15 protein-coding genes are annotated in these 14,384 nt (G+C 45.9%); 12 read left to right on the forward strand and 3 right to left on the reverse strand.

The genetic code is table 11. The features are described from left to right. Nucleotides 1-83: 83 nt before the first annotated feature. Both AC2Q9J_RS15925 and AC2Q9J_RS15930 read left to right on the forward strand, forming a co-directional pair. Nucleotides 84-644, forward strand: coding sequence for a thioredoxin family protein (locus AC2Q9J_RS15925; RefSeq protein ID WP_499041491.1), 561 nt, complete (start codon nucleotides 84-86; stop codon nucleotides 642-644). 82 nt (nucleotides 645-726) lie between these two features. Next, nucleotides 727-1,638, forward strand: coding sequence for a diacylglycerol kinase (locus tag AC2Q9J_RS15930; RefSeq protein ID WP_499041493.1), 912 nt, complete (start codon nucleotides 727-729; stop codon nucleotides 1,636-1,638). A 44-nt stretch (nucleotides 1,639-1,682) separates the two neighbouring features. Here the strand turns inward: AC2Q9J_RS15930 and AC2Q9J_RS15935 are convergent, their stop codons facing one another. After that, a complete protein-coding gene (locus tag AC2Q9J_RS15935; RefSeq protein ID WP_499041495.1) occupies nucleotides 1,683-2,111 on the reverse strand; it encodes an NUDIX hydrolase in 429 nt (142 codons plus the stop codon). Nucleotides 2,112-2,318: 207 nt separating this feature from the next. Here AC2Q9J_RS15935 and AC2Q9J_RS15940 point away from each other — a divergent pair, with 207 nt between their 5' ends. The 6 genes from AC2Q9J_RS15940 to AC2Q9J_RS15965 all read left to right on the forward strand — a co-directional run bounded on the left by AC2Q9J_RS15940 (nucleotide 2,319) and on the right by AC2Q9J_RS15965 (nucleotide 8,103). Further along, nucleotides 2,319-3,668: a cytochrome ubiquinol oxidase subunit I gene (locus tag AC2Q9J_RS15940; RefSeq protein ID WP_499041496.1), complete on the forward strand. Its 1,350-nt coding sequence runs from the start codon at nucleotides 2,319-2,321 to the stop codon at nucleotides 3,666-3,668. Next, on the forward strand, nucleotides 3,665-4,693 hold the full coding sequence (locus AC2Q9J_RS15945) for a cytochrome d ubiquinol oxidase subunit II (RefSeq protein ID WP_499041498.1): 1,029 nt from the start codon (nucleotides 3,665-3,667) through the stop codon (nucleotides 4,691-4,693). The genes AC2Q9J_RS15940 and AC2Q9J_RS15945 overlap by 4 nt, the downstream gene beginning before the upstream one ends. Before the next feature lie 15 nt (nucleotides 4,694-4,708). Continuing rightward, the gene (cydS, locus tag AC2Q9J_RS15950; RefSeq protein WP_499041499.1) at nucleotides 4,709-4,819 is read left to right on the forward strand and encodes a cytochrome bd oxidase small subunit CydS family protein; all 111 of its coding nucleotides are present in this window, start codon (nucleotides 4,709-4,711) and stop codon (nucleotides 4,817-4,819) included. Nucleotides 4,820-4,934: 115 nt separating this feature from the next. Further along, nucleotides 4,935-6,299, forward strand: coding sequence for a 23S rRNA (uracil(1939)-C(5))-methyltransferase RlmD (gene rlmD, locus AC2Q9J_RS15955; RefSeq protein ID WP_499041501.1), 1,365 nt, complete (start codon nucleotides 4,935-4,937; stop codon nucleotides 6,297-6,299). 126 nt (nucleotides 6,300-6,425) lie between these two features. Further along, the gene (locus tag AC2Q9J_RS15960) at nucleotides 6,426-6,584 is read left to right on the forward strand and encodes a Fur-regulated basic protein FbpA (RefSeq protein WP_084242305.1); all 159 of its coding nucleotides are present in this window, start codon (nucleotides 6,426-6,428) and stop codon (nucleotides 6,582-6,584) included. A gap of 70 nt (nucleotides 6,585-6,654) precedes the next feature. Then, on the forward strand, nucleotides 6,655-8,103 hold the full coding sequence (locus AC2Q9J_RS15965) for an amidase family protein (protein WP_499041502.1): 1,449 nt from the start codon (nucleotides 6,655-6,657) through the stop codon (nucleotides 8,101-8,103). A 45-nt stretch (nucleotides 8,104-8,148) separates the two neighbouring features. Here the strand turns inward: AC2Q9J_RS15965 and AC2Q9J_RS15970 are convergent, their stop codons facing one another. Continuing rightward, entirely contained in the window at nucleotides 8,149-9,006 is an 858-nt protein-coding gene (locus tag AC2Q9J_RS15970) for a TetR/AcrR family transcriptional regulator (protein ID WP_499041505.1), read from the reverse strand. Nucleotides 9,007-9,182: 176 nt separating this feature from the next. Here AC2Q9J_RS15970 and AC2Q9J_RS15975 point away from each other — a divergent pair, with 176 nt between their 5' ends. The 4 genes from AC2Q9J_RS15975 to AC2Q9J_RS15990 all read left to right on the forward strand — a co-directional run bounded on the left by AC2Q9J_RS15975 (nucleotide 9,183) and on the right by AC2Q9J_RS15990 (nucleotide 14,142). After that, nucleotides 9,183-10,655 carry a DHA2 family efflux MFS transporter permease subunit gene (locus AC2Q9J_RS15975; protein WP_499041506.1) on the forward strand — a complete coding sequence of 491 codons (1,473 nt, stop codon included), beginning with the start codon at nucleotides 9,183-9,185 and terminating at the stop codon, nucleotides 10,653-10,655. Between the two features lie 134 nt (nucleotides 10,656-10,789). Beyond that, nucleotides 10,790-11,947: a DEAD/DEAH box helicase gene (locus AC2Q9J_RS15980; RefSeq protein ID WP_499041508.1), complete on the forward strand. Its 1,158-nt coding sequence runs from the start codon at nucleotides 10,790-10,792 to the stop codon at nucleotides 11,945-11,947. Then, nucleotides 11,947-13,176: an aminopeptidase gene (locus tag AC2Q9J_RS15985; protein WP_499041509.1), complete on the forward strand. Its 1,230-nt coding sequence runs from the start codon at nucleotides 11,947-11,949 to the stop codon at nucleotides 13,174-13,176. Before AC2Q9J_RS15980 ends, AC2Q9J_RS15985 begins: the two co-directional genes overlap by 1 nt. A gap of 12 nt (nucleotides 13,177-13,188) precedes the next feature. Further along, nucleotides 13,189-14,142 (forward strand): SGNH/GDSL hydrolase family protein, encoded by a 954-nt coding sequence (locus AC2Q9J_RS15990; RefSeq protein WP_499041511.1) that lies wholly within the window; start codon nucleotides 13,189-13,191, stop codon nucleotides 14,140-14,142. Nucleotides 14,143-14,187: 45 nt separating this feature from the next. Here AC2Q9J_RS15990 and yxzF read toward each other — a convergent pair whose 3' ends face one another. After that, a complete protein-coding gene (yxzF, locus tag AC2Q9J_RS15995; RefSeq protein WP_179135655.1) occupies nucleotides 14,188-14,334 on the reverse strand; it encodes a small protein YxzF in 147 nt (48 codons plus the stop codon). Between the last annotated feature and the right edge of the window lie 50 nt (nucleotides 14,335-14,384).

A 14,384-nucleotide genomic window follows, 5' to 3' on the forward strand; every position in this document is an offset into this window, starting at 1 on the left:
TAAGGGGCCATCTTTTTTAGGAAGATATAATTTGATGCTTTCTAAAAAGACAAGTAAACTGGATTTAAAGGAGATGTGATATCATGACACTGGAACAGAACTATTTCGAAAACGCGATTACGCTTGAAAATTATATGTCCCAAATGGAATCCAACCAGGAAAAGTCCTATTCGATTTATGAGAAATTCACAATGCCGGAAGATAAGGAATTCATCTCTTTATTGAAAGAAAAGAATCCTCATATTCTCGTGATTACCGAAGACTGGTGCGGAGATGCCATGATGAATAATGCGATTCTCCGTAAAATTGCGGATGCGGGAGACGTTGAAGTCCGCTGTGTTTACCGCGATGAAAACCTAGAGTTGATGGACCGCTACTTAACGAATGGCGGGCGTTCCATTCCGAAATACATCGTTTTATCGCAGGACGGAGAAGTACTCGGAGACTGGGGTCCAAGATCGGAAAAGGTCCAGGAATTCGTGGATGGTTTGAAAGCGAAATTGCCGGAAAAAGAAGATCCTCAATATGATTTGCATTTTAAAACGGTGATCGGCGAAATAACAGACGGCTTTGTATACAGAAGCGAGTTTTGGGACAGCGTCTATCAGGAATTAAAAACAGTTTTGACGAAATCACTGACTTAAAGAGAAAACTTGGGATAAAAGGAACTTTTTTCTGCTTTTATTGTCTTATTTTCTAGAGTAAGTGTAGAAAGGCTGAAATCTTATGAAACGAGCACGCATTATTTACAATCCGACATCCGGCAGGGAATTGTTCCGCAAACATTTGCCGGAAGTGCTGGAAAGAATGGAAATCGCAGGCTATGAAACATCCTGCCATGCCACCACCTGTGAAGGTGATGCCACAGCGGCGGCGATTACGGCTGTCGAAAGAAAATTCGACCTGATAGTGGCTGTAGGCGGGGACGGTACGCTGAACGAAGTCGTATCCGGCGTCTCGAAGTTTGAAGATCGCCCTAAAATAGGATTGATCCCTATGGGCACAACAAATGACTTTGCGCGTGCTGTACATATTCCCCGTGATATCAATAAAGCTGTCGATATCATTATTCAAGGGGACTCGGTTCCAGTGGATGTCGGCATGATGAATGATCGCTATTTCATCAATATCGCCGGCGGCGGAAGAATGACGGAGCTGACGTATGAAGTGCCGAGCAAATTGAAAACGGTTCTTGGGCAGATGGCATATTACCTGAAAGGGATTGAAATGCTGCCATCCATCCGTTCATCCAATGTCCGGATCGAATACGACGGAGAAGTTTTTGATGACAAAGCAATGATGTTCCTGATCGGCTTGACCAATTCAGTGGGCGGCTTTGAAAAACTTGCGCCTGATGCCAGCATCAACGACGGGAAGTTCACGCTGCTGATTTTAAAAGAAGTGAATATGGCGGAATTTATCCGATTGGCTTCACTGGCACTTCGCGGAGAGCATCTTACAAATCCTCACGTCATCTATGCAAAAGCCAGCAGGATTTCAGTCTCTTCCGAAGAGCGTGTCATGCTGAATCTCGATGGTGAATTCGGGGGAGTGCTGCCGGCAGTATTCCAGAACCTCGAAAAACATATTGAAGTCTTGGTGCCAATCCAGGCGCTGAATGATAAAGACATTAAATAAAAGAAGCCTTGCAGTCATCTGACTGCAAGGCTTCTTTCCTGTTTCTACAAAAGTTCGATTGCCGTATCCTGCTCCATTGCAAGCTTCGGCAGATCGTCCACCGGTTCCCATCGGAACAGTAGTGTCAGACCGTTATCGCGGCCATCGCTCTTGATGGTATGCTCCCACTGATCGACCTTTTCACCCGTATATTCGAAGTGGAAGATATTGCGCTCGTATACTTTATCTCGATGTTCAGGATAATAATTATACTTATGGATTTTGCCTGCAAAATCCAAAACGTCGCTTGGCAATCCGGTTTCTTCCTGGACTTCGCGGTAAAGCGCATCGATGAGCATTTCTCCATCAGCGATCGAACCACCAGGTACTTGTACACCGACTTCCGGTTCACCTTTGTATTCGAAAACCAGTAATTCACGGTTTTCATCAGGGCCTCTTGTGATGTAGGCAAATACTTTTCTGCTTGTTTCCATATGAATCACCCTTTTTTTATGTTCTTAATAGAATACTAAAAATTCTAATAAATATCAAGTGATTAAATCAGGTATTGTCACAGCTTATTCAAAGTTTAGCGTAAATCTGCTGTTTTTAAATTCACTCCAGAGGATTCAGCTGGCCCGCTTAGGGTACAATAAATGTAGAACTTACGGAGAAGTATATTCCTTGGGAGGGATAAGGAAATGGGATTTGAAGATACAGCTTTATTAAGCCGTATCCTGACAACGATGACTCTTTCATTTCACATTCTTTACGCAACAATCGGAGTCGGTGTGCCACTGATGATTTTGATTGCGCAGTGGGTCGGGATCAAAAAGAAAGATGACCATTATATTCTACTTGCCCGCAGATGGGCGAGAGGATTTGTTATAACGGTAGCCGTCGGGGTTGTGACAGGGACCGCAATCGGCTTGCAATTATCGCTGCTTTGGCCGAACTTTATGCAAATGGCGGGAAATGTGATCGCCTTGCCATTGTTTATGGAAGTATTCGCATTTTTCTTTGAAGCGATTTTTCTTGGCATTTATCTGTATACATGGGACCGTTTCGAAGACCAGCGAAAACATTTGCTGCTGCTGATTCCTGTGGCACTCGGAGCGGCCGCTTCCTCGGTCTTCATCACAATGGTCAACTCATTCATGAACGCGCCGCAAGGCTTCGACTTAGTAAATGGTGAATTGATCAACATCAGTCCGCTGCTGGCAATGTTAAGCCCGGCTGTGCCAACGAAAGTGGCGCACGTCATGTCTACGGCTTTCATGACCAGTGCATTTGTACTGGCGTCCATCGCAGCGCTGCGTATTGTACAGGGCTCGACTCACGTCTATCACAAAAAAGCATTGCTGATGACAATGAAACTCGGATTTGTCTTTTCGATAGCGACAGCATTGATCGGTGACTTGTCAGGTAAATATCTGGCTGAGTACCAGCCGGAGAAATTGGCTGCCGCTGAATGGCATTTTGAAACAGAAGATGAAGCAAGATTAATTCTTTTCGGTGTCCTTGATGGGCAAGAACCTAAGTATGCGATTGAAATTCCTTACGCGCTGAGTATACTGGCGCACGGTGTACCAAGTGCTGAAGTTATCGGTCTGAATGAATTTCCTGAAGATGAAATTCCGCCGCTCTGGATACACTATCTGTTTGATACGATGGTGACGATCGGAATGTGGCTGGCCTTCTTCTCATTTGTCTATGTCGTTGCGGCATGGCGCAAGTGGCCGATCATTACGAAAAAATGGTTCCGCTGGTTGACTGTGGCGGCCGGACCATTGGCATTGATCGCTATTGAAGCCGGCTGGTGGTTCACGGAAGTAGGACGTCAGCCATGGATTCTGCGGGGTTACATGAAGACAAGCGAAGCCGCCACTACAAGCGGCCAGGTTGACTTGATGATCATCCTATTCGCAGGATTGTATTTCATCCTGGGCATCGGTACAATCGTTGTATTATCACGGATGTACAAACGGAACCCAGTAGAGAAAGAACTTGCCCAAAGACAAAAAGCTGATAAAGGCGGTGATCCGGAATGACACTTGAAATAATCGGAGTTTCGGTTCTCTGGCTGTTCCTGTTTCTGTATGTAATCGTGGCGTCCATCGATTTCGGTGCCGGATTTTTCAACGCCTACAGTGCGTTTACAGATAAACAGCACATCCTGACCAATATTATTCAGCGTTATCTTTCACCGGTTTGGGAAGTCACAAACGTATTCTTTGTATTCTTCTTTGTGGGAATCATCGGGTTCTTTCCGCAAACCGCTTTCTATTACGGAACAACTTTGCTGGTCCCGGCCAGTCTGGCGCTGATCTTGCTCGCCATCCGCGGCTCTTATTACGCCTTTGCGACTTACGGGGCCAAAATCAATCACCGCGGTTATATTTACATGTATGGTTTGTCAGGTTTGCTGCTGCCGGCGTCATTATCTCCGGTACTAGCCATGTCAGAAGGCGGCTTCATCAAAATGAACGGCGATCAGCCTTATCTTGATTATTGGGCGCTCTTTACAAGTCCGTTGATGTGGAGCATTGTTGTGCTGAGTATCACCGCGGTGCTTTACATCTCTGCCGTATTTTTGACCTGGTACGCCAATAAAGCGGGTGACGTCAAGGCGACCGAGCTGATGCGTAAATACGCACTTGTGTGGGCAGGCCCTGCTATCGTTACGGCGACAGGGATCATATTCGAATTGCGCGGCCACAATCCGGAGCATTACAGCCGGATTCTGGATCTTTGGTGGGTATTTGCGATTTCGTTCCTGTTGTTTGTCGGAACCGTTTATCTAATCTGGAAAAAGAAAAATTACGGCTTGGCATTCATTCTGCTGGTCGGCCAGTTCTTTACCGCTTTCTTTGCATATGGCGTTTCTCACTATCCATATCTGCTGTATCCGTATTTGACAATCTACGACAGCTTTACCAACGAGGCAATGGCGATCGCTTTGATCATCGCTTTCATCGCCGGCCTTGGTTTACTGCTGCCGTCACTGTACCTCTTGTTCCGGCTGTTCTTGTTCGATAAGGATTATGTCAAAGGCAAATCGGATTATCATGCATAAAAGGGGGAATTTTCCATGCAGGATTTCTTAATATTCTATGCACCGTTTCTCGTATTGCTCGCTTCATTAATCTTCGGTTTCTGGTTCGCGTTGAAAGACGGGCCGGTATCGAAAGACCGCGACTGACTGACGCGCCCAGGCTTTGCCGGGCGCGTTTTTTCTTTGTCCGGACTTCAGCGTCTAGATGGTCGCCCGAGCTTTTCTATAGTACAATAAACCAATGTGAAATGGAGTGAACGAATTGAAACCTGTAAACAAAAACGACCGGCTGCTGGTCCATGTGGAAGATTTGACCCACGACGGAGCAGGAGTCGCAAAAGTAGACGGATATCCTTTATTCATCCACGGCGCCTTGCCGGGAGAAGATGTCCACATCCACGTAATGAAGACACTCAAATCCTATGGTTTTGCAAAAATGCTTCAAATTGAAAAGGCCTCTCCGTTCCGGGTGGAAGCACCTTGTCCGGTCTTTGATACATGCGGCGGATGCCAGATTCAGCATCTGTCATACGAAGGACAGATGACATTTAAACGCAAGCTTGTGCGCGATGCCATAACCCGCATCGGCAAGTTGCCGGATGTACCGGTCCACGCTGTCAAAGGAATGGAAAATCCGTGGCGCTACCGCAATAAATCACAGATTCCTTTCGGCATGGAGGATGGACGTGTGGTCGCTGGATTCTACCAGCCGCGTTCCCACCGGATTGCAGATACGGATATCTGCATCATCCAGACACCGGAAGCGGACAGTATTATGGCCGGCATCAAACACAAGCTGACAGAAATGGGCATTGAACCTTACGAAGAAGAAACTCACCGCGGCCAGCTGCGCCATGTGGTTGTCCGGAAAGCGCGTGCCACTGGTGAAATCATGGTCGTACTGGTCACCAAGAAAAAGAAATTCCCGCAGTCAACACAGGCTGTTGAACTGATCCAGTCACTTGTTCCTGAAACGGTGTCGATTGTCCAGAACGTCAATCCTGAAAAAACGAATGTCATTTTTGGCGATGAGACGATTACGTTATGGGGCAAAGATGTCATTGAAGACAAAATCGGCAATGTGCGCTTTGAAATTTCAGCGCGTTCTTTCTACCAGATCAATCCGGAACAGACAGAAGTGCTGTACGGCCAAGCGCTCGAATATGCCAATCTGACCGGCAATGAAACCGTCATCGACGCCTATTGCGGCATCGGAACGATTTCGCTGTTCCTCGCACAGCGTGCGAAATTCGTCATGGGCGTGGAGATTGTTCCGCCTGCCATCGAAGACGCCAAACGCAATGCTGAACTGAACGGACTCAGCAATACATTATTCGAGGCGGGTCCTGCCGAGCAGGTGATTCCTCGCTGGTATAAAGAAGGCAAAAAAGCGGATGTCCTTGTTGTCGATCCGCCGAGAAAAGGCTGCGATGAACAATTGCTGCACACGATTTTGAAGCAGCGGCCGGAGCGGGTAGTCTATGTTTCCTGCAATCCTGCGACACTCGCGAGAGATCTCCGCATACTTGAAGACGGCGGCTATCGCACCCAGGAAGTGCAGCCGGTTGACATGTTCCCGCAATCCACCCACTGCGAAGCAGTCGCGTGGCTGCAGCTTGCTGAATAATTTTTGGAAGTGATCCGGATGCAAATCGCATCCGGTTTTTCTTTATTTTATTTCATGGAAACGTTTCATGAATGGTCTCAAGTGGGTAAAGACAAAGGAATACTTCACAAGGAGAGAACGAACATCATGGAACAGATACCTGAATCGAAATTCGAAGATAAACGCTCGAACGTCATCGAGGAATTGGTGGCACAGAATGTTTTTAAAATTAATGGACGGCAACTATATGAGTTGAGTTTATATGAATTGATGAAAGAATATACGCAGAAAAGCCTTAGCTCGTAAGCTGCGGCTTTTTTATTTTTTAACAGTGGACTTTCGTATGAGAAACAAAACGGATAGGGGAGGGAACGCAATGCATCAGAAAAAGCTGGAAGATTTCCGCAAAGAGCGTCTGGACGAAATGTCGATCACCCAAATGCAGGAGGAAATGCAAGCGGGGCATATCACTTCAGAAGAGTTGGTCTTGATGTATAAGGAAAACATTTCGCTGCGCGATAAAAATATAAACGCAATCCTTGAAATCAATCCGGACGCTCTGCAGATCGCCCAAGCGCTCGATTTTGAGCGCGATCGGAAAGGGGCACGCGGACCGTTGCACGGCATCCCGGTTGTCGTGAAGGATAACATGGGTACTGCTGATAAAATGCATACCAGTGCCGGTTCCCTGGCGCTTGAAAACCATTATGCACAGAATGATGCCTTTATGATTGAAAAGCTGCGAAAAGCAGGAGCAGTAATAATCGGCAAAACGAATATGACTGAGTGGGCAAACTTCATGTCGGACAAAATGACAAATGGCTATAGCTCACGCGGTGGGCAGGTAAATAATCCTTACGGTGCTTTTGATGTCGGCGGCTCGAGTTCCGGTTCTGCCTCTGCAGTTGCGGCGAATCTTGCTGCTGTGGGAGTCGGCACGGAAACTTCAGGCTCCATTATCAACCCTGCTGCACAGAACAGTGTTGTCGGATTAAAACCGACTGTCGGAATAATCAGCCGGAATGGCATTATTCCTTTGTCCCACACCCAGGATACTGCTGGCACATTTGGCCGGACAGTTGAAGATGCCGTAAAAGCCTTTTCAGTTTTGATCGGCTATGATCCTGAAGATCCAATCACCCGTATGTCAGCTGATTTTGAAACCTATGAATGGGGTGTCCATTTTAAAAAAGACGGCTTGAAAGGTGTAAAGCTGGCGGTAACTCCAGAATTGTTCAAGGAAATAACCGATGAGCAGATGGAATTATTCGAACAGGCAAAGAAGAAACTGAAAGAATGCGGTGCCGAAATCATCGAAGATGTGGATCTTGGCTCCAATCAGGAAGATCTCGGATTTGCGGTATTGCTGCATGAATTTAAGGCTGATCTGAATGCCTATTTAGCAAAAACAGATCCGATGAATCCAATTCGATCGATGGATGATGTGGTAGCTTATAATAGTGAACACTCGGATAAAATGCTGAAATTCGGACAGAATCTTTTGGAACAGGCCAATAATCTGACAGGGATGCTGACGGAAAGGGAATACGTGGAAGCGCTAGAGCGAAACCGATTTCTCGCTGCGGAACAAGGAATTGATGCGACTCTGAAAGAAATTGGAGCCGATGCCATCATACTGCCACAGGATTTTGGCTGTAACGTCGGAGCCGCCGCAGGATTCCCGGCAATCACAGTGCCATATGGCTGCACTGAAACCAATGAACCATTCGGCATAACTTTTTACGGAATGGCTTTCAGTGAACCCCAGCTCATTGAATACGCATATGCATTTGAACAAGCTGCAAAAGGCAGAAGAAAACCATAGCAAAAGGACGGCCCGATTTTGGGACCGTCCTTTTGCTATGGTTATTTAAAGTTTGGCAAGTTTTTTCCAAACCTGTTCAAGTAAAATCATCAAATCCGACTCGAGTTCAGGCTGTGTGGCGAGTGTGCCCAATACACTTTCAATCAGAGCTTTGCGGGGCACATCCGCTCTCAGCTCCTCTGCAAGGAACAGAACCAGCTGTTGCGAACTCTGTTCTTCCTCAAAAACATGACTGCACCTTTCGAGTTGCTGTGCAAGTTCTTCGATAGAAAGATTATCGGATGTCTTCTCCGTATAAACGTTTGGAACCAATATAAAACGTTCGCCTGATTCAATTTGAGCCAAAATGGAAACGTGCAGACGACTGATGACGAATGCGGCTAATTTCTTTGTAGGAAGGTCTTCATCCGTGGTCAATTGCCAAATGTTGACGAGCTGCTGAATTGCCCCATGAACAGCAGCAGCATTGTCCAATGCATAAGGAGCGGCTTTTGTGCCGTGAATATCAATGATGCGTGAGGTGATCCAATCCAGCTCTTTCCGATAGGTGTTCTTCGCAAAATCCTTCAGCTCTTTATCCTGGGAATAGAAAATACTTTCGTAAAGAGAAAATAGGTTCTTCTCCCGGTTCATTTGAATCCTTACACACAGCTGCTCCGCCAATATTTCCGGATCGTCCACCGGTTTACCAGCAGCAGCTTCCATGCGTTTCTGGCGTATTTCATTGGCGACAGATTCCATGATGGCGATCAGGCATTCTGTTTTGGAAGTGAAATAATTATAAAAGGTTCCTTTTGATATACCCGCTTCATCCAGAATATCCTGAATGGAAGTTGAATTATATCCCTTTTGTATAAAAAGGGAGTAGGCGGCGTCTAATATATTTTGTTTTTTTCGATTCATTTTACTCACCTTTATACTCATAGTTTAAATTCAGAATACCTGTAACTGGACAATTAAGCAATAAAACTGAACGACCAGTATATTTTTATTGATAAATATATACTGTAGGTATAGAATAATGAAATGGAGATTGAGGAAAACAAATTCAGCATGAAATATACGGAGGAAGAAACAAAATGACCGAACAGAAAAAACCGCCTTACGGCATAATTGCAATTCTATTTACAGGGGCATTTGTAGCGATTTTCAACCAGACATTATTGAACATCGCCTTGCCTGAAATCATGGCGGACTTTGGGATCGAAGCGGCTACCGCCCAGTGGCTGGTAACAGGATATATGCTGGTGAACGGAATATTGATTCCTGCCAGTGCCTATTTCATCCAGCGGTTTTCCAACCGTGCAATATTTATCGTCGCGATGTCCCTGTTCTCATTGGGGACATTGATTGCAGGCCTGGCACCGACTTTTGCTTTTCTTCTGGCAGGACGTCTTTTGCAGGCTTCCGGAGCCGCTTTGATGATGCCGCTTTTGATGAATGTGATGCTCGCTGCGTTTCCAGTTGAAAAACGCGGAACAGCAATGGGTTATTTCGGGCTAGTCATGGTCGTGGCGCCGGCAATCGGACCAACATTATCAGGTTTTATCGTTCAAAACTACGATTGGCGGGTATTGTTTTTCATCGTATTGCCGGTAGCATTGATCCCCTTATTATTAGGGATATTCAAATTAAAGAACTTAACATTCCAGAACCGCGAAATTTCCCTTGATAAGTTTTCACTGGTTTTATCCAGTTTAGGATTCGGAGGTATTTTGTATGGTTTCAGTTCGGCAGGCACACTGGGCTGGTCCAATCCTGTCGTCTACCTTACAATAGCTGTCGGGCTGATTTCTCTCGCGCTGTTTATACTGCGCCAATTGAAACTGGAAGAGCCGCTGCTCGAAATCCGCATCTATAAATATCCGATGTTCGCATTGTCGTCAGTCATTTCAATTGTCTTGTCGATGTCGATGTTCTCGGCGATGATCCTGATGCCGATATATATTCAGACCATCAAAGGAATTTCACCGATCAATTCAGGATTATTGATGCTGCCGGGTGCATTGATCATGGGAATGATGTCGCCAATCACCGGCCGCTTGTTTGATAAATGGGGCGCCAAAGTTCTGGCAATCCCAGGTTTGTCGCTTGTCGTAATCACGACATTCCTTTTCAGCCAATTATCATTGGATACGAGCTATTGGCAGATTATGATTATCTATTCCATACGTATGCTTGGCATCTCGCTGGTCATGATGCCAGTCATGACAAATGGGTTGAATACGCTGCCGATGAAGGCTTATCCCCACGGAACGGCCATCAACAATACATTGCAGCAGGTTTCGGGAGCTATCGGCTCCGCCTTCCTGATTACGCTGATGAACACCCGCACAGAATCGGCTGCTGCTGATTTGATGGCGAGTGGAACAGCAGCGGAAAACATAGGGAATATGGCGATGCTTGAAGGGATTAATTTCTCCTTTTTCGTCTCAACTTTCATTGCATTAACGGCATTGCTGTTGGCGTTTTTCATCAAAAAGCCGCAGCGTCCTGTAACCGAACAGGAGAAAGAAGTCGTTTATACGAGAAAAGAAGCAACAGAATCCTGAACCCTCAGCCGCTCCGATTTATGGAGCGGCTGTTCTTTATTCCCGCCGGTCCAAGTGAGTGGAATACATCAAAAAAAGGCGTTAGACCGCCAAATATGGTACACTGTAAGCATTGAAGAGAAGGTGGAATTAAAATGACATTCATAGAAGAATTAAAGCCAGTTTGGCAGGAAAAATGGAAGAAAACAGGTTTTGAATCAATTATGCCGATTCAAGAGCAGATGATTCCGGAAATGATGGCGGGCAATGATATTCTTGCTCAATCACCGACAGGTTCCGGTAAAACATTGGCATATGTGCTGCCGATTCTAGAACGTGTAAATCCCGAAAAAGCAGCGACGCAAGCCATGATCATTGCGCCTTCCCAGGAGTTATCGATGCAGATTGTCAACGTCCTGCGGGAGTGGACCGAAGGCACGGATGTAACGGTTGCTCAATTGATCGGTGGTGCGAATATGCAGCGCCAGCTGGAAAAATTGAAGAAGAAACCGACAATTGTGGTTGGTACTCCAGGCCGTTTGAACGAACTCGTCAAAAGCAAGAAGTTGAAAATGCATGAGATTCGTATACTGGTTCTGGACGAAGGCGATCAGTTGATGGCGCGCGAGCACCGCAACGTGATGAAAGCATTGATTGAAAAGACACAGACGGAGCGGCAGCTCGTCCTGGTGTCAGCAACCATCACAGAAGAAGTGGAGCTTGTTGCCGACCGTCTGATGCAACACCCGACAAGGATCCATGTGACAGCTGAAGAAATGCCGATGCAGGGCAAGGTGACGCATTCATTCATCAAAGTGGATGAACGCGATAAGACGGATTTATTGCGCCGCATTTCGCACATCGACAATGTCAAAGCGCTGGCGTTCGTCAATAATCTCGACCAGCTGCTGATGAAAGAAAATAAATTGAAGTTCCGTGATACGAAAATTGTGACATTGCATTCCGAAATGAATAAAGAGGAACGCAAAGGAGCGCTTGACGCATTCCGTAAAGGGGAAGTTTCTATTCTTATCGCGACAGAGGTCGCCGCACGCGGACTCGATATTGATTCTGTGACACACGTTATCCATGTGGATGTGCCCAAAACAATCGACCAATATCTTCATCGGTCAGGACGGACAGGGAGAGCCGGAAAAGACGGTGAAGTATTGACGTTATTAGCTTATCAGGATGAAAGACATTATAAAAAATTCACGAAGGACTTGCCATCGAAGCCTGTTCAGAAAATCATGCATGGCGGAGAATTGATTGAAGGGTCAAGCAAGACTGTGAACACAAAGGGGAAAAAATAATGGATTTTCAGAAGAAAATGGAGCAGTATGCGGAGCTGACCGTATACGTTGGACTTAATGTCCAAAAGGATCAGCAAGTTCTAATCAACACCACAACAGATACAATTGACTTCACGCGTCTGGTTGTTAAAAAAGCATATGAAGCCGGGGCAAAAAACGTACACGTAAATTATTCGGATCCTGTTCAGACCCGCACTCATTATGAACTGGCGCCTGATGAGGCGTTTACTGAATACCCGGAATGGTCGGTCTTGCAGCGGGAAGAAATTATTGAAAAAGGCGGTTCATTCTTATGGATTGATGCGGAAGATCCGGATTTATTGACCGGTATTCCAGCCAAACGTTTATCGAGCTCACAAAAAGCAGCAGGCAAGGCATTGGCCAAATACCGCCAGGCAGTCGGTTCCGATAAAGTCGCCTGGTCGATTGTGGCAATCCCGTCAGAAAAATGGGCTGCTAAAGTCTTTCCGGAGCTTGAACCGGATCAGCAGGTTGAAGCTCTGTGGGAAGCGATATTCAAAACCGTGCGAATCGGCGGCGGAGACGCAGTTGCATTGTGGAAGGAACATATCGATTTCCTTGAAAAACGTGCTGCTCAGTTAAATGATCATCGTTTTGTAAAATTGCAGTATTCCGCGCCCGGCACTGATCTTACAATCGAGTTGCCTGACAAGCATATCTGGATGTCAGGCGCTTCAAAAACGCCGCAAGGCAATCCATTCATCGCGAATATGCCGACAGAGGAAGTTTATACAGTTCCTTTAAAAAATGGAGTCAACGGTTATGTCCGTAATACAAAGCCATTTGTCTATCAAGGCAACATCATCGATGGATTCACACTGACTTTCGAAAATGGCAAAATCGTTAAAGCTGAAGCTGAAACAGGCGAAGAGCTGTTAAATGAAATGATCAGTTCCGACGAAGGTGCAGCTTATCTCGGCGAAGTGGCATTGGTGCCGCATCAATCGCCGATCTCGGATTCCGGCCTGTTATTCTTCAATACTTTATTTGATGAAAACGCCTCAAACCACTTGGCAATCGGCGATTCCTATCCGACATGCTACGACGGCGCACGAGATCTTGAACGTGAGCAATTGGAAGAGTTAGGATTGAATACGTCCATTGTCCATGAAGACTTTATGATTGGCAGCGCTGATATGGATATCGACGGCATTAAAGCAGACGGATCGAAGATTCCAGTTTTCCGCAAAGGCAACTGGGCATTCTAAGAGGTGAATGAAATGAAGAAATCAGCGGCAACCCTGCTCGCTCTGTTAATGGCAGTCAGTATGATGAATACAGCGGCAGCTGAGGTGAAAATACCGGCTGTCTATATTGCGCTGGGCGATTCACTTGCAGCAGGTCAAACTCCCGACAGCCAGATTGATTCCGGCTATGCGGATTTGATTGCCCAGGAACTGGGCCGCAATCAGCCGGTCGCATTATTTTCAAAAGATCTCGCTTTTCCGGGATTTACGACAGCAGATGTGCTGGAACGTGTGGAAGAAGATGAGGCGCAGGAACTTCTCGCATCGGCGAATATCATTACTTTGTCAGCAGGAGCCAATGATTTACTGCGGCTTGTGCAGGCAAATCCCGCCGATGGTTCCCTTCAGTTTCAGCGCATCCAATCTGATTTCGCATTGAATAAAGCCAGAAAAAATATCGCAGATATTTTGAAAACGCTGAATGAATCTGCGCCGAACGCGGATGTCTATGTAATGGGTTATTATTTCGCCTATCCGCATGCCCGTGAGTCGCAGAAAGAAGGCATAGCTGAACAATTGGAAATCTTGAATAGAATTTTGGAAAATGAAGCTGAAAAAGCCGGTGCGATTTTTGTTTCAGTCGATGAGGCGTTCGGAGAAAATGCGACATCGAAAGTTCCGAATCCGGGGGATGTCCACCCGAATTTAGAAGGTTACCAAGCAATGGCCAATGAATTTTTGGCTGAATACCGAAATGGCTGGACGATAGAAAATAGGGAGCTGCCTCCGCTGAATCCTGTAAGCTTTGAAGAAATTCTGCAGGGGCAGGAGGAGCAGGCGGATGAAAGTCTTCAGCCGGATGCCGAAGAAGAGGCATCAACGGAAATCGATGTCGAACAGCCAGCGGAAGATGATCAATCGGCGCAACTGCTTCCAAGTCTCCAATCGGATTATTTAGCTATAAGAACAATCTTGCCAATTATATAAGATAGCAAAAATCCCGCTTCCAAATTGATGGAAGCGGGATTTTTATTATCGTTTTGTCTGTTTTGTTTTATACTGGCTGGTATTTGTTTGTGCGTTGCCTTTGGCTTTCTTTTTATTCATGAATTTACGGATAACCGGATAAGCTATAGGACCGTATTTAATTGCGGTTCTCAATAATCTTCCTACTGCCATATTTATCGCTCCATTCGTTTTATAGATACTATTTAAATGCCCTTTTTAGG

The organism is Planococcus sp. RAB007_Raresut (genome assembly GCF_057369535.1).